Source organism: Paraburkholderia kururiensis JCM 10599 = LMG 19447, from assembly GCF_003986935.1.
GTDB lineage: Bacteria > Pseudomonadota > Gammaproteobacteria > Burkholderiales > Burkholderiaceae > Paraburkholderia > Paraburkholderia kururiensis.
This window is the reverse complement of record NZ_RJZE01000001.1, coordinates 49,813-74,134: the sequence shown is the minus strand read 5'-3', so window position 1 is coordinate 74,134 and position 24,322 is coordinate 49,813. Positions and strand designations below refer to the sequence as shown.

Annotated in this window: 23 protein-coding genes; 12 read left to right on the top strand and 11 right to left on the bottom strand. The window is 66.3% G+C overall.

Annotated elements, in window-relative coordinates:
* Positions 1 to 60: 60 nt before the first annotated feature.
* The 3 genes from PKKP23_RS00320 to PKKP23_RS00310 all read right to left on the bottom strand — a co-directional run bounded on the left by PKKP23_RS00320 (position 61) and on the right by PKKP23_RS00310 (position 4,445).
* Positions 61 to 1,812 carry a formylmethanofuran dehydrogenase subunit A gene (locus tag PKKP23_RS00320; RefSeq protein WP_126875365.1) on the bottom strand — a complete coding sequence of 584 codons (1,752 nt, stop codon included), beginning with the start codon at positions 1,810 to 1,812 and terminating at the stop codon, positions 61 to 63.
* A complete protein-coding gene (locus PKKP23_RS00315; RefSeq protein ID WP_126875364.1) occupies positions 1,809 to 3,191 on the bottom strand; it encodes a molybdopterin-binding domain-containing protein in 1,383 nt (460 codons plus the stop codon). Before PKKP23_RS00315 ends, PKKP23_RS00320 begins: the two co-directional genes overlap by 4 nt.
* A gap of 327 nt (positions 3,192 to 3,518) precedes the next feature.
* Positions 3,519 to 4,445, bottom strand: a complete 927-nt coding sequence (locus PKKP23_RS00310) for a HisA/HisF-related TIM barrel protein (RefSeq protein ID WP_126875363.1) — start codon at positions 4,443 to 4,445, stop codon at positions 3,519 to 3,521.
* A 14-nt stretch (positions 4,446 to 4,459) separates the two neighbouring features.
* Between PKKP23_RS00310 and PKKP23_RS00305 the strand changes: the two genes are divergently transcribed.
* The 3 genes from PKKP23_RS00305 (at position 4,460) to PKKP23_RS00295 (ending at position 7,395) form a co-directional block, all read left to right on the top strand.
* Positions 4,460 to 5,566, top strand: a complete 1,107-nt coding sequence (locus tag PKKP23_RS00305) for an ATP-grasp domain-containing protein (RefSeq protein ID WP_126875362.1) — start codon at positions 4,460 to 4,462, stop codon at positions 5,564 to 5,566.
* 14 nt (positions 5,567 to 5,580) lie between these two features.
* Positions 5,581 to 6,702, top strand: a complete 1,122-nt coding sequence (locus PKKP23_RS00300) for a hydantoinase/oxoprolinase family protein (RefSeq protein WP_126875613.1) — start codon at positions 5,581 to 5,583, stop codon at positions 6,700 to 6,702.
* 102 nt (positions 6,703 to 6,804) lie between these two features.
* Complete coding sequence (locus PKKP23_RS00295) at positions 6,805 to 7,395, top strand: amino acid kinase family protein (RefSeq protein WP_017774762.1); 591 nt, start codon at positions 6,805 to 6,807, stop codon at positions 7,393 to 7,395.
* Here PKKP23_RS00295 and PKKP23_RS00290 read toward each other — a convergent pair.
* From PKKP23_RS00290 to PKKP23_RS00275, 4 genes are all read right to left on the bottom strand, one after another.
* On the bottom strand, positions 7,358 to 8,101 hold the full coding sequence (locus PKKP23_RS00290; RefSeq protein WP_126875361.1) for a (5-formylfuran-3-yl)methyl phosphate synthase: 744 nt from the start codon (positions 8,099 to 8,101) through the stop codon (positions 7,358 to 7,360). The two genes, PKKP23_RS00295 and PKKP23_RS00290, sit on opposite strands and share 38 nt — an antisense overlap.
* Positions 8,098 to 8,733 (bottom strand): DUF447 domain-containing protein, encoded by a 636-nt coding sequence (locus PKKP23_RS00285; RefSeq protein WP_126875360.1) that lies wholly within the window; start codon positions 8,731 to 8,733, stop codon positions 8,098 to 8,100. The genes PKKP23_RS00290 and PKKP23_RS00285 overlap by 4 nt, the downstream gene beginning before the upstream one ends.
* Before the next feature lie 117 nt (positions 8,734 to 8,850).
* Positions 8,851 to 8,925, bottom strand: coding sequence for a pyrroloquinoline quinone precursor peptide PqqA (pqqA, locus tag PKKP23_RS00280; RefSeq protein ID WP_081601853.1), 75 nt, complete (start codon positions 8,923 to 8,925; stop codon positions 8,851 to 8,853).
* 191 nt (positions 8,926 to 9,116) lie between these two features.
* Complete coding sequence (locus PKKP23_RS00275; protein ID WP_126875359.1) at positions 9,117 to 9,392, bottom strand: hypothetical protein; 276 nt, start codon at positions 9,390 to 9,392, stop codon at positions 9,117 to 9,119.
* On the opposite strand from PKKP23_RS00275, the gene PKKP23_RS00270 reads away from it, so the two are divergent.
* From PKKP23_RS00270 to rpe, 8 genes are all read left to right on the top strand, one after another.
* Positions 9,391 to 10,890 (top strand): form I ribulose bisphosphate carboxylase large subunit, encoded by a 1,500-nt coding sequence (locus PKKP23_RS00270; RefSeq protein WP_017774765.1) that lies wholly within the window; start codon positions 9,391 to 9,393, stop codon positions 10,888 to 10,890. The two genes, PKKP23_RS00275 and PKKP23_RS00270, sit on opposite strands and share 2 nt — an antisense overlap.
* Positions 10,891 to 10,960: 70 nt before the next feature.
* Entirely contained in the window at positions 10,961 to 11,389 is a 429-nt protein-coding gene (locus PKKP23_RS00265) for a ribulose bisphosphate carboxylase small subunit (protein WP_017774766.1), read from the top strand.
* 78 nt (positions 11,390 to 11,467) lie between these two features.
* On the top strand, positions 11,468 to 12,541 hold the full coding sequence (gene cbbX / locus PKKP23_RS00260; protein WP_017774767.1) for a CbbX protein: 1,074 nt from the start codon (positions 11,468 to 11,470) through the stop codon (positions 12,539 to 12,541).
* A gap of 21 nt (positions 12,542 to 12,562) precedes the next feature.
* Positions 12,563 to 13,657: a class 1 fructose-bisphosphatase gene (locus tag PKKP23_RS00255; RefSeq protein ID WP_126875358.1), complete on the top strand. Its 1,095-nt coding sequence runs from the start codon at positions 12,563 to 12,565 to the stop codon at positions 13,655 to 13,657.
* 107 nt (positions 13,658 to 13,764) lie between these two features.
* Complete coding sequence (locus PKKP23_RS00250; protein WP_126875357.1) at positions 13,765 to 14,637, top strand: phosphoribulokinase; 873 nt, start codon at positions 13,765 to 13,767, stop codon at positions 14,635 to 14,637.
* A 49-nt stretch (positions 14,638 to 14,686) separates the two neighbouring features.
* Positions 14,687 to 16,750: a transketolase gene (gene tkt, locus PKKP23_RS00245; protein WP_126875356.1), complete on the top strand. Its 2,064-nt coding sequence runs from the start codon at positions 14,687 to 14,689 to the stop codon at positions 16,748 to 16,750.
* Positions 16,751 to 16,790: 40 nt separating this feature from the next.
* The gene (gene fba / locus PKKP23_RS00240; protein ID WP_017774771.1) at positions 16,791 to 17,828 is read left to right on the top strand and encodes a class II fructose-bisphosphate aldolase; all 1,038 of its coding nucleotides are present in this window, start codon (positions 16,791 to 16,793) and stop codon (positions 17,826 to 17,828) included.
* Between the two features lie 61 nt (positions 17,829 to 17,889).
* Positions 17,890 to 18,624 (top strand): ribulose-phosphate 3-epimerase, encoded by a 735-nt coding sequence (gene rpe, locus PKKP23_RS00235; protein ID WP_126875355.1) that lies wholly within the window; start codon positions 17,890 to 17,892, stop codon positions 18,622 to 18,624.
* A gap of 61 nt (positions 18,625 to 18,685) precedes the next feature.
* Here rpe and PKKP23_RS00230 read toward each other — a convergent pair whose 3' ends face one another.
* From PKKP23_RS00230 to PKKP23_RS00220, 3 genes are read right to left on the bottom strand one after another with little or no spacing between them, the layout of a single operon-like run.
* The gene (locus PKKP23_RS00230) at positions 18,686 to 20,068 is read right to left on the bottom strand and encodes a DUF6513 domain-containing protein (RefSeq protein ID WP_126875354.1); all 1,383 of its coding nucleotides are present in this window, start codon (positions 20,066 to 20,068) and stop codon (positions 18,686 to 18,688) included.
* Positions 20,047 to 20,646, bottom strand: a complete 600-nt coding sequence (locus PKKP23_RS00225; protein WP_042300860.1) for a flavoprotein — start codon at positions 20,644 to 20,646, stop codon at positions 20,047 to 20,049. Before PKKP23_RS00225 ends, PKKP23_RS00230 begins: the two co-directional genes overlap by 22 nt.
* Positions 20,643 to 22,733 carry a sigma-54-dependent Fis family transcriptional regulator gene (locus tag PKKP23_RS00220; RefSeq protein ID WP_126875353.1) on the bottom strand — a complete coding sequence of 697 codons (2,091 nt, stop codon included), beginning with the start codon at positions 22,731 to 22,733 and terminating at the stop codon, positions 20,643 to 20,645. The genes PKKP23_RS00225 and PKKP23_RS00220 overlap by 4 nt, the downstream gene beginning before the upstream one ends.
* Positions 22,734 to 23,103: 370 nt before the next feature.
* On the opposite strand from PKKP23_RS00220, the gene PKKP23_RS00215 reads away from it, so the two are divergent.
* Positions 23,104 to 23,625 (top strand): dihydroneopterin aldolase, encoded by a 522-nt coding sequence (locus PKKP23_RS00215; protein WP_126875352.1) that lies wholly within the window; start codon positions 23,104 to 23,106, stop codon positions 23,623 to 23,625.
* 226 nt (positions 23,626 to 23,851) lie between these two features.
* Here PKKP23_RS00215 and PKKP23_RS00210 read toward each other — a convergent pair whose 3' ends face one another.
* A complete protein-coding gene (locus PKKP23_RS00210; RefSeq protein WP_126875351.1) occupies positions 23,852 to 24,313 on the bottom strand; it encodes a hypothetical protein in 462 nt (153 codons plus the stop codon).
* Between the last annotated feature and the right edge of the window lie 9 nt (positions 24,314 to 24,322).

Here is a 24,322-nt window from a genome sequence, read left to right as displayed (position 1 = left end):
TGCGCTTGCTGCGCGTTCAGCGCGGGTTCGCGCGGTTCAACGCTTAGTTCAACGCAGGGTTCAACGATTTTCCGCCTCCTCTGCGGAGAAGCATTCGACCGGCAACAGCCTGCCTCCGCGGCAGCACGCACACGCTTCGTCGTTGCTGATCGCGGCGTGCGCGAAGTTCGTGGTGAGATTCGCGTCGCTCCACGCGCGCAGGGTCTTTTCGATGCCGCGGTCGTATTCGGGCGTCACGAAATGGATGCCGCCCGTGGGCACCGAAACGAGCGTGCCGTCGCGCGCCACGAGGTGGCCGTCCTTGAACACGTAGGCCGGCGACGTGAACATGCGTTCGCGGTCGTCCTGGTTGCGATAGACGGCGATATCCGCCGCCGCGCCTTCGCCCAGGTGGCCGCGATCGCGCAGGCCCAATAGCTTCGCGGGGCCGGCGCGCGTGATGATCGCGATCTCGTACAGCGAGAATTCGCGCTTCAGTTCGCGCAGCGCGCTGGCCACCTGCGCCTCGGGGTGCAGCTTCGCGAGTTGCTCGTCGCGAAACGACTTGTCCATCAAGAGGCGGATCAGATGCGGGTAGCTCGTGAACGGGCCGCCGTTCGGGTGGTCCGTGGTCATCGAAACGCGCCACGGGTCGTCCACGAGCAGGAAGATTTCGAGCCCGATGATCCATTGCAGCGCGTTCACGTAGCTCTGTTCGCGATAGCGGAACGGCACTACGCCGCAGCCCGCATCGCATTCGATGTCGCCCATCACCCACTTGTGCGGCCGCGCGAACGGCGCGTTGCGGAACTGCATCATGGTGTCGCCGGAAGCGGTGACGGTCTGCCCGAAGATCACCTGGCCCACGTCGATGGTCACGTTGGGCCGCGCGTTCACGGCCTCGGCAATCTCGCGCGCGCCCGACGAAAACTTCTGCGGCCCTTCGGTGCCGTAGCTGTGAAACTGGATGTGCGTGAGGTGGATGGGCAAGCCGTCCGCGGCGTCCATGGTCTTGATGGTGGACGCGAGATTGCCCGGCACGCCCAGGTTGCTCGCGTGCACGTGCAGCGGATGCGGCACGCGCAATTCAGTGAGCGCGCGTGTGAGCGTGCGCAGCACGTCGCGCGGCGTGACGCCGTAGTGCACGTGCGCTTCGTCCACGTCGAGCGCGCGCTGGTTGAACTTGAACGCCGAGATGCCGCCGGGGTTGACCACCTTCACGCCGAGCGCCTTGCTTGCGTTCAGCGTCCAGCCCACGTAGTCGCGAATGCGTTCCGGGCCGGCGCCCGAGGCCAGCAGTTGCAGGAACAGTTCGTCGTTGCCGAGCATCACGTAGGCGCCATGATCGATGATCGGCGTGTCGCCCATTTCCAGATGCGCGTGGCGCGCGTTCGAGGCCATCATGGCGGGCTCGAAGGCCGCGGTGTAGCCCATTTCCGCGTAGCGGTAGCCGGTGGCGAGCGTGCCCGGCGTGCAGACGCCGCACGAGGGCAGGCGCAGGTAGCGACCTTCGGCATCGCGCGTCGGTTCGAGCACTGCACTGCCGTTCGCCTCACACGCGCGCGCACGTTCGGCTTCGCGCGCAAGGTCGGTGCGATGGTCTTCGGGCAACAGCAGGCGCGAGATGTTCGTCTTGCCGCCGCCGATGTGCGAATGCAGGTCGATGCCGCCCGCCATCACCACCATGCCTTCGGCGTCGTATTCCATGTCGGCGGGCACGTGGTCCGGCACGTTCACGATGCGGCCGTCGCGAATCGCGATGTCGCGACGCAGCCCATTCACCCCGTTGATCGGGTCGTAGACCGTGCCGCCTTTGAGTCGAATGAGGCTCATGAGGCTTCCCCGTCTGCGGACGCGGCGAGTTTTGCCAGCAGTTGTGTGGCCACGGCATGCACCGAAGGCAGCGCGGCGCCCCGCGCGGCGGCGAGCGGCATGACCACGGAGCTATCCACACGAAAGAGATGCCCCGTGTCGTCGATGCCCGGCGTCGCGACCGGAATGAACACCGTGGCGCCGCCGCGCGCCTTCGCCGCCTCCGCCAGCGCCGGGTGCCCGAGCACGACGGCGGGCACGTCGGCCTTCAGCGTGGAAGGCAAGGCGTGCATCGCGAAGCTCGTCACCCACAGCAACGCATCGGCCTCGTTGGCGGCAAGCAGCGTTTCGGTGCGATAGCGGTACGGGTCGTAGTCGAGCGAGGCGCCCCCTGTTTGCGAGGCCGCCGCCGAAACGCGTAGACGCAGCGGCAAGCCCGAAAGCCACGTCACAGCCTGGTTCACGGTGAGCGCGCCGTCGTCGCCGCTAAGGGGCAGGCAACCCGCGCGCGTGGTGAGATTCGCGGCCTTCGCGATGCGGTTCAGCGCTTCGATCAGCAGCGCCGCATGGGGGTGCGGCAGCGTGGCGGGCTCGTAGACGAACACGGTGTAGCGGGCCGCCGCAATGCGCGCCTGCAATGCCGCGAGGGCGTTGGCGGCGGCGCGGGCGTCGGCCGGAAAGGTCTCGGGGCGGCGGCCGTTCACGAGCGCAGACCAGATGGCGAGCGTATCGAACGGGTCCGCGTTGGCGAGCAGCGTTTCGCTTTGCGTGTGCGTGAGGCCCGCGGCGCCGGGGTCGGGCGCGCAGCCTGCGAACACGAATTCGCGTGCCATCGAGGTGCCGCCGAATGCGCGCGTGAAGAATCGCGGATAGCGCTGCGAGGGCTCGCACGCGAAGAACACGATGAGGTCAGCGCGTGCGCGCACTTCGGAGAGCGTGGTGAAGAACGCGCCGCGGTCCTGGAATGCGAGCGTGGCGGGCGTGAGCGCGTCGCCGTGCAGATGATCGAGCGTGGCGCCGCAGTGGGCCGCGAGCGTGTAGAGCGCGCGTGCGCCGGCTACGTCGGTGGCGAGCCCGCCGAAGAGCGGACGGCGCGCGGCGCCGAGCACCGCCGCCGCACGTGCGAGCGCGGCATCGAGCGACGTTTCCTGGCCGTCCACGATGGCCGGCGTCGTTGCGTCGCTCGCGCCATAGGTGGCGAGCGCCTGCGCAAGCCGCGGGCAGTCGTGACCGGACACGGCGAGCGTGCCGTCGCGCTGTGCGCTGACCGTGAGGTCGTCGCAGAGCAGCGGACAGAACGGACAGGTCCAGTCGTGCGTGTCGTGAGTGACGCGAGTGGGCGACGCGGCAGACGGCCCGCCCGCATCGGCCGACGAAGATTCGTTGGGCGAAAGAGGCATGGCGCCGTTTTAGCAAGGTCCATGCCGAAATGTGTGCTTTCGAACTGAGCGCGCTGGGTGGCGTAGGCAACGCTGCGCAGCGTTGCGCATGAAATCGCGCGGACGTGCCTCGTCTTATGTGCTGGCGAGGTATGTGCAGGCAAGGCGATGCCCCGGTACCCGATGCGCCGCGAATACGCGTTTTGCAGTGCTGTTTTGCAGTGCATCACGTCGCAGCGTCTTCGAGCGGGTGTTTCTGTAATGAGCAGCCAGGGCGCGTGCGTTCCAGCATCGAACAGGTTGTGTGTCGTTGCGGCACACAGTGTCACTGCAAGGGCACGCGCTGACTCACCGGCTTGCCGTCTCCTTACAGCGCAACGCGTGTGTATGCGCTTCGTCGTCTGGCATGGAATTTGTGTGATCTGCCCGCGCGCTGGTGGCAGGCGTGCATGGCGCGAGATCGCGGGGCTGTACGCGGCCATCGTGAAGCGCGGACGCGACGAGCCACGCAGTGGCACCCGCGCGTTCGGCGCGCACGAGGTCTTGCGCATCGCGAATGCCGCCTGCGCCGATGACCGTGGTGTGCGCCGGTACGCTCGCGCGGATGCGCTCGAAGGTGCGCAGGTCGGGGCCTTCATAGCTGCCGACCTGATCGAGCGTCATCGCGATCACGCGCTGTGGCCACCAGGTTGTGGTGGTGTGGGCAGCGTTGGGCGGGAATAAAGCGGATTCCGAAGTGGTTTGCGTGGGATGTTCCGCGCCGGCAGCGAGCAGTTCGCCTGCGCGGTGATCGAGCGAAAGGATGGGCGAGTGCCCAGCGTCTTCGGCTTCGCGTAATGCGTGGATGTCGCGCAGCGACTCGGAGCCGAACACGGGCACGAGGGCGGCGGGTGTGGCGGGTGTGGTGGTTGTGGCCGGCGACGTGGCGGCCGTGTTGTGCGCAGCGTCTGCGTGGTGAATGGCCGCGAAGAGGGCGCGCATCGCGGCGTAGTCTGCGTAGCCCGCGTCGAGCCAGATCTCGGTGCCGGGCAACGCGCGGCGCAGCGCGGCAAGTGTTTCGACGTGCGCGCCGTGCCCGAGGATGGCGCCGAGGTCGGCCACGTAGAGCGTCTGCGGGGTCTGCGCGCCGCTCGCGGCGAGCAGCGCGCGAGCCACGGCAACGGGCTCGCTGGTAGCGGCGAGCGGCGACTCAATGGGCCGATAGGCACTGCGTTCGCCGCGCACGGCGCGCACGGCATGGCCGTCGAGCAGATCGAGAACCGGTATCACGAGCATAGGGGCGTATTCCTTTGACCAGCATCTTTGTCTACGAGTATCTCACCGGCGGCGGTATCGACCCCGAGCTGGCCGGCGCAGGCAGTCTCGCCGATCTGAGCGCGCTGATCGTGGAAGGCCGCGTGATGCGCGACGCGCTCGTGGCGGACCTGCACGCGCTGGGCGGCATCGAGGTGACCTTCGCAAGTTCGCCGTTCGAGAACGTGGCGCCGGGGCACGCGCATTGTATGGCGCGGTCCGGCGAAACGATGACGGACTTCGTGGCCCGCGTGGCGCGCGACCACGACTACACCTGCGTGATTGCGCCCGAATGCGACGGGCTGCTGCTGGGGCTGCACGAGGCCGTGAGCGCATCGGGCGGCGCGCGCTGGCTGGGCTGCACGCCGGAGGCTATTGCGCTGGCCACCAGCAAGCGGGCCACCGCGGCGCGCCTCGCCGCGCACGGCATTCCGGCGACGCCGGCTATCGAACCAGGGGAACCGGGCGAACCAGCGGAACCGGGCGAAACTTCGCATCTCGCATCGACCGATGCCGGCCACGCAGACGCTGGCCGCTGGGTCGTGAAGCCCGACGACGGCGCAGGCGGACTCGACACCTTCGTCTTCGACCGCTTCAGCAACGCGCGCGCCGAATACCTGACGCGCCTTGCCGACGGACGCAACCCCGTGCTGCAGTCGTGGGTGGAAGGCGAGCCGCTCAGTCTTTCGCTCGTCTGCAGCGAGCACGGCGCGGAGCTCATCAGCATCAACCGTCAGCGCATCGGCCTCAACGAACGCGGCGCCGAGGCGCACACGCCGCAGATCGTGGAGTTCGACGGCGTGCAGGTGGACCGCATCGACCGCTCCGGCGAGCGCGGCCGGCAGCTTGCTGCGCTCGCGCGCCGCGTGGGGCAGGCCGTGCCGGGGCTGCGCGGCTTCGTTGGCATCGACGTGGTGTGGAGCCCCGAGCGCGGGCCCGTCGTGGTCGAGATCAACCCGCGGCTCACGGTGGCCTATGCGAGCCTGAGCGACGCGCTCAATCGCAACGTGGCCGCCGAACTGCTAACGGCGCACGGTGTGCCCGTGAGGCGCGGCGCCGCGCGGCAGCCGTCGCGCGCGCAACCGTGCGGAGTGCAGCCTTGAGCGCCGTGCGCGACATGGTGGAGGCGCCGCGCGGCGCCGTATTCGGCTGGGACGTGGGCGGCGCGCACGTGAAGGTCTGCGCTGTGGACGCCACGGGCGCCGTGCTCGACGTCGCGCAATGGGCCTGCCCGCTCTGGCAAGGTCTGGATCATCTGGAACACACCATCGGCCTCGTGCTCGAACGCTGGCCCGAGGCGGCCATGCCCGCTGCACGCCACGCGGTGACGATGACGGGCGAGATGGTGGATCTCTTTCACGACCGCGCCGAAGGCGTGCGCGAGATTGCCGGCACGCTGGCGCGCCGGCTGGGGCGCAACGTGCGCTTCTACGCGAACGACGCCGGTTGGTTCACCGAAGCGCAGTGCGCGGTGGGCTGGCGCAGCGTGGCCTCCGCGAACTGGCTGGCGACTGCGCGCTGGGTGGCCACGCGCGTGCCGGACGCGGTGCTGGTCGACATCGGCAGCACGACGACGGACATCGTGCCCATCGCGGGCGGCCACGTAGCGGCGCGCGCCACCACGGACGCGGGCCGGCTGGAAACCGGCGAACTCGTCTACCAGGGCGTGGTGCGCACACCGCTGTGCTGCGTGGCACATCGCATCGAATTCGGCGATGCGCGCGTGAACGTGATGAACGAATGGTTCGCGACGACCGCGGACGTCTATCGCGTGACGGGCGAACTCGAACCGCTCTACGACCTGCATCCGAGCGCGGACCACGGCCCCAAGACGGTGGCCGCGAGCGAGGCGCGGCTTGCACGCATGATTGGCCGCGACGCGCACGAGGCGACGCACGACGCGTGGCGCCGCTTCGCGTTGCAGTGGCGCGAGCTTCAGTTGCGTGAAATAGGTGCGAATCTGGCGCGCGTGGTGGCGCGTGTCGTGGCATCACAGCCCGGGCTCGCGAAGGCGCCGCTGGTGGGCGCGGGTTGCGGGCGCTTTCTCGTGGCGGCGCTCGCGCGCGACGAGGCGCGCTCCTATATCGATTTCGGCGGGCTCGCGGGCGTGCCCGAGCATTGCGCGGATTGGGCCGCCACCTGCGCGCCGAGCGTGGCGGTGGCGTTGCTGGCCTCGCAGGGCATGACAGAGGCATCGGAGAACACAGAGGAACACGAGCGCCTGCGCGGCGCAGCATGAGCCGCGGCGACAGCCCAACGTGGGGGCAGAGGCCGGGACAGAGGCCGGGACAGAGAAGCGCAGCAATCAGATGAATCGAACGCGAATGCGAGGACAACCGTCATGTGGGTGGTCAAGATCGGGGGCAGCCTGAGTCACGAGCCGGCGCTGCGCACGTGGCTCACCGAACTGTGCGAGCTGGGCGGCGGGCGGGTGGTGATCGTGCCCGGCGGCGGCGATTTTGCGGACAAGGTGCGCCAGTACCAGGGCGAGTGGCATTTCGACGACCTCGCCGCGCACAACATGTGTCTGCTCGCCATGACGCAGTACGCCATCCTGATGCAGGGCGTGCTGCCTGAACTCGTGCTGGCGTCGAGCGAGGCGAAGATTCGCCGCGCGCTGCGCGACGGGCACGTTGCCGTGTGGGTGCCCACGGCGCTCATGCGCGACACGCCGGACGCCATGAGCAACTGGGACACCACGTCGGACAGCCTCGCCGCGTGGCTCTCCACCATGCTGAACGCGGAGCGGCTGATCGTGGTGAAGTCGTGCCCGATAGGCGATGGCGAACCGCTCGAAACGCTGGCTTCGAGCGGCGTGGTGGACCGGCGTTTTCTGGACTACGTGAACGAAGCCAATTACGTGGTCGAACTCTTCAACAAGGACAACGCCGCGCTCATGCGCGAACGTCTGCTGAATGTGCCGGTGAGTTGAGGGGGCGCGTCATCTCGGCGGGGCGATGCAGCGCGCTCGCCCATTGCGCGACGCGCTGCGGGTCGAGGCGCGAGCGCCGCCCGTCGGCGCAGAGCGCGGTGCGAAAACCCGCTACGTCGGGCGCGAGTTCGCGAATCTGCGCAAGCTGCGCCCAGCCCAGCGCGCCCGCAATGCCGCACAAGGCACCGCGCAAACGCGCAAGCCGCAGCCAGCGCGCGAGCGTGCCGGTATCCACGTGGTCGAACAGCGTGAGGCCGTCTTTTCCAGCGGTGTCGAACATCAAGCCCGTGAAGCCGAGCGTGGCCGCGTGCTCCACCAGTTCGTTATCCACACTTTCCACGCCGCCGTCGCAGAGCAGCACGGGCACCACCGTGGCGGGCAGCGACGCAAGTTCGTCGAGGCAGCGGCGTGCGGCCGGCCCGGGCGTCACGCCCACCTTCACGTAATCCACGCCGGCGTCGGCCACGTCGATGACGCGCGCGGCGATTTCATCAAGCGCGTCGGGCGGCACGTCGCCAATCGTCGCGCTGATCGGCTTCACCGGATACTGCGCGCGCAGCCGGCTCGCAATGCGCGCGATGGCGCTTGCGGGCAGGCCACCCAGTGCGCCGTCGTTCGGCTCCTTGAGGTCGATCAGTTCCGCGCCGGCGCGGGCGGCTTCAAGGGCCTCGTCTTCCGAGCGGACGCTCGCGAGCAATGCGGTCATTGCAGTTCTCCGTGGTGCGGGTGGGGATCGAGATTGCCCGCGGGTTCGGGGGTGTTGCTGCCGGGCTCGCGCGCCGCGTTGGCCCGGTGGCGTGCGACGGCCGCCGTGAGCCAGGCCCAGGCGGCGCGTTCGGTGTCGCCGGCGGTTTTGTCGATGGCGATTTGCAGGTACGCCATTTCGCGGTCCACCTTGTCGGCGGGCAGCATGGCAAGGCGGCTCACCAGAATCGCGCCTTCCACCACGGCGGCCTGCGCGCGGTTGAAGCCTTCGAACGGTGCGTGTTCCTCGCGGTGCACGCAACGCATGCGTAGCACGGGGCGCGTGGGGTCGTCGCTCATGTCCTCGAGTTCGAGTTCGGCATGCGAGAGCGAATCCGCCAGCCGCACGCTGTTCACGCGGCTCGCGGCAACGGTGGGCCAGTCGGTAGCGAAACGCGTGACGCAACCGGCGAAGACGCGAACGTCGGTTGTGAAATTCACGACTGCCGCGCGCGTGGCGACGATGTTTTCGAGCGTGGCGGAGGGCCGGAACGGGGCGAGGATCACGAAGCCGCCCTCGTAGCGAATGCCCATGGGCGCAACGTGAGGCCGGCCGTCGGGCGCCGCCGTGGTGACGATCGTTTCGAAAATCATGTGGGAACGTATGTCCAGGCGGAGCCTGCGCCGGCGGCGGCACGATTCAAAAAATAGAAAGCCCGCGAAAAGGGCCGCAGAAGGGGTACAGAGACCCGTTACGCGGCCCGTGCGGGCTTATCGCGTAGCGATATACATCGTGATTTCAAAGCCTAGACGCATATCGGCGTAGCTGGGGGTGGTCCATTGCATCCTTGTATCCCTCCATGTGAATGATTCAGGGAAATCACCATGTGCCGGCGTGATGCCGGACACCACGGCATGCGGCGTCACGCAAGCTCCGTGCCGGAAACCCTGACAGTACGCCTGCGCTGCCAATCGCCCGTGGCGGCACGTGGCGATATGCAACGCACGGCATCTGCCGGCGTAAGACAACACAAGAGCTAGCCAGACCATAACGTTATAGCCCATTTGCGGCGGTGTGCCGGAAACGCAGCAAAGTGCTCCATCGTTTTTTTGCGGCGCATTTTTACGCTGTCACGCCGGCTTTCATTCACATACCAAAAATCCATTTGGCGATGCGAGATCAATAAGGGATCGCTTAACCCTGGCGAATTAAATCGTGAATTTTCAATGCGTGCGCGGTTGCCTACAGTGCGTCCCATGCGCTGCGTTTTTTTCGGAGCGCCTCGCCAACCAGGCAACCAGGGATACGCCATGAACGACTTCAGTCAAGCAGCGATCGAGTCCGCACGTGAACCACGCAATGCGCGCAATCCGCGCGAACGGTACGCCGCGGGCGTCATGAAATACCGCGAGATGGGTTACTGGCAACCCGACTACACGCCGAAAGATACGGACGTGATCGCGCTCTTTCGCATCACGCCGCAGCCGGGCGTGGATCCGGAAGAGGCTGCGGCGGCCGTGGCCGGCGAATCGTCCACGGCCACGTGGACAGTGGTGTGGACGGACCGCCTCACCGCCTGCGACATGTACCGCGCCAAGGCGTTTCGCGTGGAGCCGGTGCCCGTTTCGCGCGCCGACGAACCGCAGTACTTCGCGTACATCGCCTACGAACTCGACCTGTTCGAAGAGGGCTCCATTGCGAACCTCACCGCGTCGATTATCGGCAACGTGTTCGGCTTCAAGCCGCTCAAGGCGCTGCGTCTGGAAGACATGCGCATTCCGGTGGCGTATCTGAAGACCTTCCAGGGGCCGGCTACCGGCATCGTGGTGGAGCGCGAACGGCTCGACAAATACGGTCGCCCGCTGCTGGGCGCCACCGTGAAGCCGAAGCTGGGTCTCTCGGGCAAGAACTATGGCCGCGTGGTGTACGAAGGGCTCAAGGGCGGGCTCGACTTCCTGAAGGACGATGAGAACATCAACTCGCAGGCCTTCATGCACTGGCGCGACCGCTTCCTCTTTTCGATGGAAGCCGTGAACCGCGCGCAGGCCGAAACGGGCGAGGTGAAGGGCCATTACCTCAACGTCACGGCGGGCACGATGGAAGAGATGTACGAGCGCGCCGAATTCGCGAAGGAACTGGGCTCGTGCATCGTGATGATCGACCTCGTGATCGGCTGGACCGCGATTCAGTCCATGGCGCGCTGGGCCCGCAAGAACGACATGATCCTGCACCTGCACCGCGCGGGGCACAGCACGTACACGCGGCAGCGCAATCACGGCATCTCGTTTCGCGTGATTGCGAAGTGGGTGCGCATGGCGGGCGTGGACCATGTTCACGCGGGCACCGCGGTGGGCAAACTGGAAGGCGACCCGCTTTCGGTGCAGGGCTATTACAACGTGTGCCGCGAAGCGCACAACGAGGTCGATCTGTCACGCGGGCTGTTCTTCGATCAACCGTGGGCGGGGCTGCGCAAGGTGATGCCGGTGGCTTCGGGCGGCATTCACGCGGGGCAGATGCATCAATTGATCGACCTCTTCGGCGACGACGTGGTGCTGCAGTTCGGCGGCGGCACGATTGGCCACCCCGGGGGCATTCAGGCCGGCGCGACAGCCAACCGCGTGGCGCTGGAGGCCATGGTGAAGGCGCGCAACGAAGGCCGCGACATCCTCAACGAAGGGCCCGACATTCTGGAAGCCGCTGCGCGCTCATGCACGCCGCTCAAGCAGGCGCTGGATACGTGGCGCGACGTGACGTTCAACTACGCGTCCACCGACACGCCCGACTTCGCCGCCACGCCCACGGCTGCATGAATCGCGCGAGCCACGTTCGTCACCTGACGCGGTTCTTGCTTCATCACTTCATCTGCACACGAGGTTTGCCATGCGCATCACACAAGGGACGTTTTCTTTTCTGCCCGAACTGACCGACGAAGAGATCAGCGCACAGATCAACTACGCGTTGGGCCAGGGCTGGGCGTGCTCGGTGGAATACACGGACGACCCGCATCCGCGCAACACCTACTGGGACATGTGGGGCCAGCCCATGTTCGACCTGCGCGACGCGGCCGGCGTGATGCAGGAAGTGAAGGCGTGCCGCGCCACGTTCCCGCAGCACTACATCAAGGTGAATGCGTTCGATTCGGTGCGCGGTTTCGAGACCATGCGGCTCTCGTTCATCGTCAATCGGCCGGCGCATGAGCCTGGCTTCCGCCTCACACGCCAGGAGGCACAGGGTCGCGTGCAGCGCTACGTCATGGCGAGTTATGCGAGCGAGCGGCCCGAGGGCGAACGCTATGGCGCGCAGGAGTGACGTGACGGTTCGGGTTTGCTCCGAACGCGGCGGCAACGCGACGTACCGCTGAACAAAGAACCTCTCAGGGAGACAGCAATGACGGTGGAGGCAACCATCGAGCAGCAGGCCGGGCAGCGGGTCGGGCAACACGGCGAGGAGCGCAGCGTTTCGGCTGCGGGAGCGCAGATCGCGCGTCATGAACCGGCTGAAGCCGCGCAGGCAGCCAACACCGCGAATGCCGCGGAAACCGCCCGCGTGGACCTCGCCGCGCTCTATCGCGATTCGGGTATCGGCGACGTGCTGGCCGAACTGGATCGCGATCTGGTCGGCCTCGTGCCCGTCAAGACGCGCATTCGCGAAATTGCGGCGCATCTGCTCGTGGAACGCGCTCGCGATGCGCTGGGGCTTGCCGGTTCGCCTCCCACGCTGCACATGTGCTTCTCCGGCAACCCCGGCACGGGCAAGACGACCGTTGCCATGCGCATGGCCGAGGTGCTGCACCGGCTCGGCTACATTCGCCGCAACCATCTGGTGTCCGTGACGCGCGACGACCTGGTGGGTCAATACATCGGCCACACCGCGCCGAAAACGCGCGAGGTGCTCAAGCGCGCGATGGGCGGCGTGCTGTTCATCGACGAAGCGTATTACCTGTATCGCCCCGAAAACGAGCGCGATTACGGGCAGGAGGCCATCGAGATCCTGCTGCAGACCATGGAGAACCAGCGCGACGACCTCGTCGTGATTCTCGCGGGCTACGCCTCGCGCATGGAAGTGTTCTTCGAGAGCAACCCGGGCTTTCGCTCGCGCATTGCACACCACATCACGTTTCCTGATTACGACGAGGCCGAGCTGCTCGAAATAGCAGACCGCATGCTCGCCACCATGCATTACCGCTTCGACGCCGATTCGCGTGAGGCCTTCGCCGACTATCTCGCCATCCGCACACGCCAGCCGGCCTTCGCGAACGCGCGTTCCGTGCGCAACGCGCTGGACCGCGCGCGCCTGCGCCAGGCCAACCGTCTTTTTGCCGCCGCCATGCAAACCGATGCGCCTCTCGATGCTTGCGCGCTCACGCTGATTGCCGCCGCCGACGTGCGTGCGAGCCGCGTGTTCAGCGAGCCGATGTCAGCCGCTCACGGTGAAGGCCATGCCGGCGCACCCCCGGGTTAACGACACCATCAGGAGAGCGCCATGCTCGACGGACGAACCACCCTCTCGAAGTTTCTGATCGATACGCTGGACCGTGAGCCTTGCCCGGTGCAGGAGGCCGGGCTCTCGGCTTTGCTCATCGACGTGGCTGCTGCCATCAAGGCGATTTCGGCGGTACTCACGCGCGGCGCGCTGGGCGGCCAGTATGGTTCTGCGCAAAGCGTGAACACGCACGGCGAAGAGCAGAAGAAGCTCGACGTCGTCACCAACGAGATCTTCGTGCAGCAATGCGAGTGGGACGGCCTGCTTGCGGGAATGGTCTCCGAGGAAATGGAGGAGGTCTACGCCATTCCGAAGGTGTACCCGCGCGGCGAGTATCTGCTGGCGTTCGATCCGCTGGATGGTTCGTCGAACATCGACATCAACGGCGTGGTGGGCTCCATCTTCTCCGTGCTGCGCAATACCGGCGAGCCGCAGGCGCAGGTGGGCGAAAGCGCATTCCTGCGGCCGGGCCGCGAGCAGGTGGCGGCGGGCTACGCCATCTATGGACCCTCCACGATGCTCGTGCTTTCCGTGGGCACCGGCACGCATGCGTTCACGCTGGAGCGCGACGTGGGCAACTTCGTGCTCACGCATTCGAACATACGGATTCCGGAAGAAACCGCGGAGTTCGCCATCAACGTGTCCAACGAACGCTTCTGGGAGCCGCCCGTGCGCCGCTACGTGCAGGAATGCAAGGACGGCCGCACAGGCTGCCGCGAACGCGACTTCAACATGCGCTGGATCGCGTCGATGGTGGCAGAGGTGCATCGCATCCTGATGCGCGGCGGCGTGTTCATGTACCCGCGCGATTCGAAGACTTCAGCGATGGAAGGGCGCCTGCGTCTGCTTTACGAGGCCAACCCCATGAGCTTTCTTGTGGAGCAGGCGGGCGGAAAAGCCATTACGGGCCGCGAGCGCATTCTCGACGTGCAGCCGCGCCGGCTGCACGAACGCGTGCCGGTGATCCTCGGCTCGAAGCAGGAAGTGGAGCGCATTGGCCGCTACCACGGCGAATACGACCGCGGCGAGGACAAGCCTTTCACGTCGCCGCTCTTCGGCACGCGCTCGCTGTTCCTGCCGGATTTCACGGCTTGAGCCTGTCTTGAGCGCGGTTCGCCGCTGCATGGCACATGCGGTTATGCAGCGCGGCGCGAGCGCGCCATCCGCCGAATCGAATAACACTGCTATCCGGAGACAGGCCCATGTCGGTCAAACATCCCATCATCGCGGTGACGGGCTCCAGCGGAGCCGGCACCACGACCGTAATGAAGAGCTTCGCCCATATTTTCAGGCGCGAACACATCCAGGCGCAGATCGTGGAGGGCGACGCCTTCCACCGTTACGACCGCAACGGCATGCGCGAGGCCATGAAGCAGCGCGAGCACGAGGGCATGCTGAACTTCAGCCACTTCGGGCCGGAGGCGAACCTGCTCGAAGAACTCGAGTCGCTGTTCGTGAGCTACGGCGAAAACGGCACGGGCAAGCTGCGCCACTACGTGCACGACGAAGGCGAATCACGCCTCTATCAGCAGGACGCCGGCACCTTCACGCCGTGGGAAGACGTGGAAGCCGATACGGACCTCATGTTCTACGAAGGCCTGCACGGCGCGGCCGTGACGGACAAGGTCGACATAGGACGCCATGCGGACCTGCTGGTGGGCGTGGTGCCCATCATCAACCTGGAGTGGATCCAGAAGCTGCATCGCGACCAGAACATGCGCGGCTATTCGCACGAAGCCGTGGTGGACACCATCCTGCGTCGCATGCCCGACTACGTGAACTACATCTGCCCGCAGTTCTCGCGCACGCACGTGAATTTCCAGCGCGTGCCGACCGTGGACACGTCGAACCCCTTCATCGCAAGGGAGATTCCGCAGCCCGACGAGAGCTTCGTGGTGATTCGCTTCGCGCGGCCGAAAGGCATCGACTTTCCGTATCTGCTCACCATGCTGCACGACTCGTTCATGTCGCGTCCGAACGTGATCGTTGTGCCCGGCGGAAAGATGGGCCTTGCCATGCAGCTCATCTTCACACCGATGATTCTCCAGCTACTGGACCGGCGCGCGCGTGCTTGAGGGTGCATGAGCGCGCCTTCAGGCATGCAAAAACTCAGGGAGAACTCCGATGAGTGCTGTTGCAGAACCCGTTGCTGCCGCCGCGCAGCAACAGATGGCCGACGCGCTGCGCTTTCTCGCCATCGACGGCGTGGAGGCCGCGAAGTCGGGCCACCCCGGCATGCCGCTCGGCATGGCCGAAATTGCCGTTGCGTTGTGGCACCGGCATCTCAAGCACAACCCGCGCAACCCGGCCTGGCCGGACCGCGACCGCTTCGTGCTCTCGAACGGGCACGGCTCCATGCTGCTTTACGCGCTGCTGCATCTGACGGGCTATGACTTGCCTGTCGATGAATTGAAGCGCTTCCGCCAGTTGCACGCGAAGACGCCGGGGCACCCCGAGGTGGGCGTGACGCCAGGCGTGGAGACCACCACCGGGCCGCTCGGCCAGGGCCTTGCCAACGCCGTGGGCATGGCCCTGGCCGAAGCGCTGCTCGCGCGCGAGTTCAACCGGCCGGGGCATGCGATTGTCGATCACCGCACCTACGTGTTCGTCGGCGACGGTTGCCTCATGGAAGGCATCTCGCACGAGGCCGCATCGCTTGCGGGCACGCTGCGGCTCGACAAGCTCGTGGTGCTCTACGACGACAACGGCATTTCCATCGACGGCCACGTCGTCCAGTGGTTCGCCGACGACACGCCCGCGCGTTTCGCCGCCTACGGCTGGCACGTGGTGCGTGACGTGGACGGTCACGACATCGATGCCGTGGACGACGCGCTGAACGAAGCGACGAAGGCGGGGCGTCCCACGCTGATCTGCTGCAAGACGCTGATCGGCAAGGGTTCGCCCTCGAAAGCGGGCACGCACGACGTGCACGGCGCGCCGCTGGGTGCGGACGAGGTTGCGGCCACGCGCCGCGCGCTCAGCTGGCCGCATGCGCCCTTCGACGTACCCGACGACATTCGTGCGCGCTGGAACGCACGCATGCGCGGCGAGGCTGCGGAGGCCGACTGGCGTCGCCGTTTCGAGTCGTATCGCCAGCACTATCCGCACGAGGCCGCCGAATTCGAGCGCCGCGTGCGTGGTGAGCTGCCGGCGCAATGGCGCGACGCGGTGCGCGCGATGCTGCGCGACACCGACAGCGCGGCACAGACGGTGGCCACACGCAAGGCCTCGCAGCAGACCATCGCGACACTCGCGCGCGTACTGCCTGAATTGCTGGGCGGATCGGCCGACCTGACGGGCTCGAATCTCACGGACTGGAAGGGTGCGGTCGACGTGCGTATCGAAGCGAGCGGACCTTCGGCGGAGCTGAAAGGCGGCAACTACATCCACTACGGTGTGCGCGAGTTCGGCATGAGCGCGGTGATGAACGGCGTCGCGCTGCATCGCGGCTACCTGCCGTTCGGCGGCACGTTCCTCACGTTCTCGGACTACGCGCGCAATGCGCTGCGAATGGCTGCGTTGATGAAGACGCGCGCCCTCTTCGTGTTCACGCACGATTCCATTGGTCTGGGCGAAGACGGACCCACGCACCAGCCCGTGGAACACGCGGCGAGCCTGCGTCTGATTCCTGGCCTCGACGTCTGGCGCCCCTGCGATACGGTGGAAACCGCGCAGGCGTGGGCGAGTGCCGTGGAGCGCGAAGGGCCTTCGTGCCTGCTGCTGAGCCGCCAGAACGTGCCGTTCGTTTCGCGCAGTGCGGAGCAGATCGAAGCCATTGCGCGCGGCGGCTACGTGCTGCGTGACTGGCCTGCGCCTTCCACGGCGCAACGCGTCGTCCTGATTGCTACGGGTTCCGAAATAGCGCTCGCGCTGGATGCTGCCGCGCAACTCGCCAACGCCGGCTTTGCCGCACGCGTCGTCTCGATGCCAGCTACCACCGTGTTCGACCGTCAGCCTGCCGCGTGGCGCGATGCCGTGCTGCCGCCCGGCGTGCCACGCGTGGCCGTGGAAGCCGGAGTACGCGCGTTCTGGCGGCAGTACGTGGGCCTCGAAGGCGGCGTGGTGGGCATCGACTCGTTCGGCGAATCCGCGCCGGCTGCCGCGTTGTTCGCGCATTTCAACCTCACCGCGCAGGCCGTGGCCGACGAAGCCCGCCGCGTGGTGCACGTCGTGCGCGCCGCGCCATGATCCGCTTCCCCTATCCATGAACCTCGACGAGGAGTGAATGATGGCTCTTATCGCATTGCGCCAGCTACTGGACCACGCAGCCGAGCACGGCTACGGCGTGCCCGCCTTCAACATCAACAACATGGAGCAGATTCACGCGATCATGGCCGCCGCGCAGTCCACGGCGAGCCCGGTGATCCTGCAGGCGTCGTCGGGCGCGCGCAAGTACGCGGGCGAGCCGTATCTGCGGCACCTCGTGCACGCTGCCATCGAAGCGCATCCCGACATTCCCGTCGTGCTGCATCAGGATCACGGCGCGAGTCCCGCCGTGTGCCAGCAGGCCATTCGCTCGGGCTTCACGTCGGTGATGATGGACGGCTCGCTGCTGGCCGACCAGAGAACGCCGGCCACGTACGACTACAACGTGGACGTGAGCCGCCGCGTGGTGGAAGCCGCGCACGCGGTGGGCGTTTCGGTGGAGGGCGAACTGGGGTGCCTGGGTTCGCTCGAAACCGGCGAGGCCGGCGACGAGGACGGCGTGGGCGCACAGGGCAAGCTCTCGCGCGAACATCTGTTGACCGACCCCGAGGAAGCGCGGCAATTCGTGGAAGCAACGGGCGTGGACGCACTCGCCATCGCGATCGGCACTTCGCACGGTGCGTACAAGTTCACGCGCGAACCCACGGGCGACATTCTCGCCATGGACCGCATCGCCGAAATTCACGAGCGTATTCCGAACACGCATCTCGTGATGCATGGTTCGTCGTCGGTGCCGCAGGAATGGCTTGCCGTGATTCGCGAGTACGGCGGCGAGATTCCCACCACGTACGGCGTGCCTGTGGAAGAGATTCAGCGCGGCATTGCGCACGGCGTGCGCAAGGTCAACATCGACACCGACATCCGGCTTGCCATGAGCGGCGCGATGCGCAAGTCGATGGCGAGCGCGCGGTCCGAGTTCGATCCGCGCGTGGCGCTGAAAGCCGCCACGGCTGCGGCTGCGGCGGTGTGCGTGGAGCGCTTCGAGGCGTTCGGCTGTGCCGGGCAGGCGGCGCGCATCAAGCCGTTGACGCTCGATGCGATGGCGCGCCGTTATCACTGAGGCGCGCACGTCGAGCGTCGCATCCAGCGTTCATTTCATCCATCAACCGAAAGAGGCCGCCATGCGCGAATTCCTGATTGCCCCCTCGCTGCTCTCGGCGGACTTCGCGCGTCTGGCCGACGAAATTCGCGACGTGACGGCCGCCGGCGCCGACTGGATCCATCTCGACGTGATGGACAACCACTACGTGCCCAACCTCACGGTCGGGCCGCTCGTGTGCGCGGCGATTCGTCCGCATACGCGCGTGCCCATTGACGTGCATCTCATGACGTCGCCCGTCGATCCGCTTGTCACGGCGTTTGCCGAGGCGGGCGCGGACACCATCAGCTTTCATCCGGAGGCTTCGCATCATGTGCACCGGACCATCGAGCTCATCAAGGCAAGCGGTGCGCGCGCGGGGCTGGCGCTCAACCCGGCGACGCCGCTTGCGGTACTCGACCACGTGCTGGAGCGGCTCGACGTGGTGCTCGTCATGTCGGTCAATCCGGGCTTCGGCGGCCAGGCATTCATCCCGCAAACGCTCGACAAGCTGCGCAGCCTGCGCGAGAAAGTGGCGGTGACGGTGGCACGCACGGGGCGGCCCATCGCCATCGAAGTGGACGGCGGCGTGAAGGCCGCGAACATCGCGGAAATTGCGGCGGCGGGCGCGGATGTGTTCGTGGCAGGGTCGGCGGTGTTCGGTGCGGTTGATTACGCGAAGGCGATGGGCGAAATGCGGGCAGCGCTGGCTGGCGTCCAGGAAGGCGAACGGATGGGCGGCATAGCGAACGAAGTGCTCGAACCTGCCGTGCGGTGATGCGGCTGTACCTGGCGATGCGCGAGGCGTTGGCTTGGGCTTAAGCGAAGCCCCGTGCCGCCTACGCCTTCTTCCTCGTGCTTCCCGGCGCCTGCCACACGCATAGATCGTCTTCTGGCTTGTCTACCGCGCAGCCCCAGTCGAGCGGCTGGTCCTGGTCGAAGCGCTTGCCCAGTTGCCAGGCAATCTGCGCGCGCGCCAGCTGCACGCCCATATAGAACGCGTGGCCGCCGTCGGTTTCCAGACCAAGCTGCGGATACAGATCGAACGGGTCCACAGCGCGCCGCTGCCCGTCGCGGTTATAGACGTGGATGCCTTGCGTGCTCACCTGCACGCGGAAGTTCGGATCGCGTACGCCTTGCGCGATTTCGTCGATTTCCGCCGGGCTATAGGGAAAAGGGCGTTTTTCATGCACGGTGGCGAGCCGTGCGTCGATTCCCTTGGGCAACACCTGCGCCGTGCGTGCCGCGTGCATCACGCGCCGCGCCACGTCGGCTTCGCGCACGGCGCGCCGCGCGTGCTGGCTCACTGATGTAGTGAGCACGGCAGCGATGCGCAACTCTGCCGCCATGCCGAGCAGCACCGCGTTGATGCCGCTCGTGTCGGCCTCGGTGAGTTCCGTCACGTTGCCGATGCCCATCATGATCGCCACCTCGGGGTACCGCTCGCGCAGCCGCACATAGCGCGCAATCGACGTGGCGAGGCCGAACGGAATGGGATCGAGTATCGGATCGGCGAGAAACGGGCGGCCACGTGCGGTCATCGCTTCGATGGCGGCGTCGAGCGAGGCTTCGTCAGCGGGCTCGCGCGCCACGAGTATCGGCGTGGACTGCACTTCGTCTGCCACCCAAAGCGTGTCCGCGTTCAGGCTCATCAGGTAGTCCGCGCCGGCGCGGCCGCCGCGCACGAGTTCTTCGGTGCGCATGGAGTCCACGCTCACGCGATAGCCCTGCGACTTGAGCAGCCGCACCGCGTCTTCCAGATGCGGAAACGGCGTTTCGGGCAGGCAGCCGATGTCGATAACGTCCGCGCCCTGCGCCGCGTACTCCTTCGCACGTGCGGCGATGCCGTTCAGATCGAGGCGCGGCGCATCCACGATTTCCGCGAAGATTTCGGTCTCGTAGCGCGTGAGGTCGAAGGGCTGCGCCTTGCGGCCGAAGAACTGCGGCAGGTCTTTCACCTCTTCGGGGCCGCGCTCCACGGGCACGCCGTAGTGCTGCGTCAACACATCGAGGTCGCCGCGGCAGCGGCCCGGCACGATCACGCGTTGCGCGGCAATGGGCGCGGGCACGCGGCGCAGGATCAGGTCGGCCGTCATGAGCGCGGCCACCTGTAGCCCGATTTCTCGCACTTCCCAACTGAACGGCGCGGGCGTCATGCTTTCCAGCACGTTCACGAGGCTCTTTTCGGCGAGCCGCCCGGTCAGGAAGACGATGTGTTCCATGCGAGGTCGAGCGTGGCGAGGCGGGCGTCGAGGGCTATCTTCAATTCATCGAGCGAGCGTGCCACGGTGGTGAACTCGAAGCGCGAGAGGCGCTCAACGTTCTCGAGTTCGATGGCGCGCGGCCGCAATTCGACCCATTCTGTGGGGCTTTGCGTGATCACCGTGGGTTCGGTATCGCATGCAAAGACAATGCCCGGAATGCACTGCTTGCCCGCCTGCGCAAACATGTTGGTGGGCAGCGTGTCCGAGATGCCGAAGGCGCACTTGGCCACCGTGTTGCTTGTGGCCGGTGCGATTACCACGGTGTGGTATTCGCCGTGATAGAGCATGCCGACGGGCACGCCGCTCGCGCTGTTGTCGCGCAGTACGCGGTGAAAGTGCTCGCGCAGCTTCGGCACGGTCCAGCCGTAGAGCGGCAGCACTTCCTCGCCCGCGGCGGAAAGAAAGATGTCCACGCCCGGCAACTGCTGCGCGAGCGCGATGGATTCCTGAAGCATGTGGCCCGAGCCGGTCACGCACCATGCGAAGCGCGAGTCCGGCGCGAAGGTGGCAAGGTCGCGCGTGGAAGGGCGACTCATGCGTTGCCGGGGGGCATCGAGCCGTCGTGCGACAGCGGAATGTGCAGCCTTCGCATCTTGCGATACAGCGTGTTGCGGCTGATGCCCAGCGACCGCGCCACGTTGCTCACGTTCCAGCGGTGTTTCTCCAGCAGGGAGAGCACGGTTTCGCGTTCGTTCAACTGAATGGCGTTGAGCGCGGAGAGGTCCAGCACCTCGTCGGGTTCCGCATCGAATTCCGGCTCGACGGCGCGCCTCAGCACGGCAGGCTCCGCACTGGGCGCGCGCTGCGTGACTTCGGCAGGCAGGTCGGCCAGCCGGATGCACTTGCCGTCGCACAGCGCGATGGCCATTTGCAGCACGTGCCGCAACTGCCGGATGTTGCCGGGCCAGTTGTACGAGAGCAGGGCCTGTTCAGCGTCGGGCGCGAGTTCGGGCGGGTTGTCGGTTTCGCCTGCGAGCAGGTGGTGGATCAGCGGCAGTTTGTCGAGCCGTTCGCCCAGCGACGGCAGCGTCAATTCCACGCCCTTCAGACGATAGTAGAGGTCCGCGCGGAACTGGCCTTCCTGCACGAGTTCGAGCAGATTGCGGTGGCTCGCGCTGATGAGCTGGAAGTCCACTTTCACGGTGGTTTCGGCGCCAAGCGGCGTGACTTCCTGCTCTTCGATCACGCGCAACAGGCGCGCCTGCAACGCGAGCGGCATGTCGCCAATTTCGTCCAGAAACAGCGTGCCGCTATTGGCCTGCAGAATCTTGCCGCGCCGGCCTTCGCGCTGCGCGCCCGTGAAAGCGCCGGCACGATAGCCGAACAGTTCGCTTTCGATCAGCGTTTCAGGCAGCGACGCGCAATTCACCGGCACGAACGGCCCCGCTGCATGCGGGCTCACGCTGTGCAGCGCATGCGCGAACACTTCCTTGCCGCTGCCCGTCTGGCCGCGCAGCACAATGGGAATCTTCCGTTGAATCACGCGCACACCCAGTTGCACCTGCGACGCCATACGCGGGTCGCCGAATTCGAGGTGCGCCACTTTTTCGAGATGCGGCTCCGGCGCCGTGCGGTTTCCCGCGCTTTGATTGCTGCCGCTTGTACCACCGCTTGCGCCGCCGCTTGCATGGCTCGCACTCGCCGCGGGGCGAGCGTTCGGATCGGTCATGAGTACGCGCGTTGCGCGCGCCGCGTTGCTCTGCGGGCTTTGCGCCACGAGGAAGAAACGGTTGGTGGCGTTCGCGCTGTACACCGTGACCGGATGGAACGAGCCGCGAATGCTGCGCGCAATCATGTCTTCCAGCGACGCGTTGAACGCTTCCTCGATACGCTTGCCGCGCAGTTCGTCGAGCGAGCGGAAACCCAGCTGGAAGAGCGCGCTGCGGTTGGCGGCGAGCACGGTGCTGTCGTCGGCCACGGCGAGTTTGCCCACGTGCAGCGTGCCCACGAATTCGGGCCGGCTGTGGAAGTGGATCATGTTCGCGTGCCGATAGCGCGCGTCGAGCAGACGGTTTTCGATCATCTGTCGCGACATGCCCACGAGCACGAGCGAATGCTGCTGCAGCAGCCGCGAGCGGCTCGTCACGTCGAGCACGCCGGCCACTTCGCCCTTGTCGTCGAAGATGGGCGCGGCCGAACACGTGAGCCCCGTGTAGCGCGGATAAAAGTGCTCGTGCTGGCACACGGCAATGCAATCGCGTTCCGCGAGGCACGTGCCCATGCCATTGGTGCCCGCTTCGCGCTCGCTCCATAGCGCGCCCACGCGAAAGCCGTCTGCGGCGACAGACTCCGCGAATGGCACGGAGGACACCTGATGAAGAATGGCCCCTTGCGCATCCACGAGTACGACGGCGAGTTCGGGGTCGGCAAGCTGCTGGTAGAGCGTGGTCATCTCGAGCTTCGAGCACGCAATGAGATCGCGCAGCGCTTCGCGGCGCGAGCGCAATTCGTAGTCGGTGAGCACCGGCGGGGTGACGAAGCGGGACGGATCGAGGTGGTACTCGTTCATGCAACGCGCCCACGATTGCGCCACGGACTCGCTCATGGGCCGTGTAGGCAACTGATGGTTGACGACGTTGAGAACTTCGCGGGCGTGCATACTGCTGTCGGCAAGCAACGGCATGGGACTTGTCTCCGTGGCGTACGCACTCATGCCGGCTGGTGGAGCCGGCGCGCGCGCCGCCTTATCGATAATGTTCGTCCACTTGTTGCACTGCGGTTTCTCGCGCCCGCATGCGCAGCCAACGGCCATGCATCATGAATCTGGGTTCTATCTGTACATGGCCGCTTAAAAAACTCTACGCCGGATGGCGCTCCCGTTCAATAAGCAGTCGCACGGGGGAGGCACAGTGTGCCCGATTTTTGCTCTTTGCTGTTCAGCCCATAGTCGGGCCTGCAAAACGAAAGTCGCTGTGCCAGGTTTGGTACAGAGTGCTTCGCTTTCCTGGGAACTGTCCCTTTTCAACGAGCCGCGCGCGGCGGAGCAGCACAACATGAATCGTATCGAAAGCCTTCGCCTCGTGAATCTTGCCGACGCCGCAACGGACAGCCACGTGCGCCTGCGCTCGCAGGCGACTGAGGCGATGCCGGAGCAGATGGACATTGTGTTCGTCGAAAACTTCGTGGCCCCAACCATTATTGGAATAGAGCGCGAGGAAAAGGATGCTGCCCAACCGGTACGCATCAACCTTGCCATCGGGCTGCCGCGCATTCGCGCGTGCACGACCGACCGCATAGAAGACACCGTGAATTACGCAGCGGTGCGTGAGGCGCTGCTCGCGCTGCTCGCCACGCACCGTCTGACGCTGCTCGAAGCGCTCGCAGAGGCCGTGGCGCAGCTGTTGATCGGCGAATTCGGCGCGGCGTGGGTGCGCGTGTCGATTGCCAAGCCGGCCAAGTTCGACGACGTGACGGCCGTGGGCGTGCAGATCGAGCGGCGGCGCAGCGGTTCGGATGCGCCGCGCATGAGTCTGGAAGGTTTCGCGTCGCTTGGCGCGGGGCTCGTGCCCAACTGAGGCGGGCGAGCCGCGCGCGGCATACAGGGGCGGCTCGCCGCATTTCGGCACGTGTTAGCAGACACGCATCAGCAGGCGCGTATCAGCGCGCCTCGTCCGCTGCGTTGCAGCAGTACGCGCCGGCAATGAGCGCCGACAATGCGGCCCACGCGGGGCGTCCCTGCATTTCGCCCCGCAGTGCGTTCTGCGCAGTGAGCCCTCGCAGTGGTCTTCGCAGTAAGTCCTGCTACTTCGCCGTGGCCCCTGCGGCAGACGCCGTGGTCTGCGAGCCTAGCCCGCAGGCGTGATAGGCGTTGGCCTGTAGCGTGCGGAATTTCTTCGTCTGGCGCTTCGCTTCATCCACGCGAAACTCGGCGCCGCCTTCGCCACCCAGCGTGGCGTACTTCGCGAACGTGGACTGGTCGATGAAGTCGTTATACGGCAACGCGGTCGCCATCTTGTCGATCACGCACGAGCACTTGTAGACGTTCACGAAGTCGTGCCCGTTCTCGTCCATGCAGGAGAGCACGTACTCCACGCGGCCTTCGGTCGGGTAGTCGTAGCCGCCTGCCGGCGCCTTTGCCTGAGCCTGTGCATCCTGCGGCGGGGCTGCGGCCTGCTGGGCAGCGCCGTTCTGCTGTGCCCATGCCAGCGGTGCGAAGAGCGTCACGCACGCGCCGGCCAGCAACATACGGGATCGTCTCGTCATCTGTTCCCC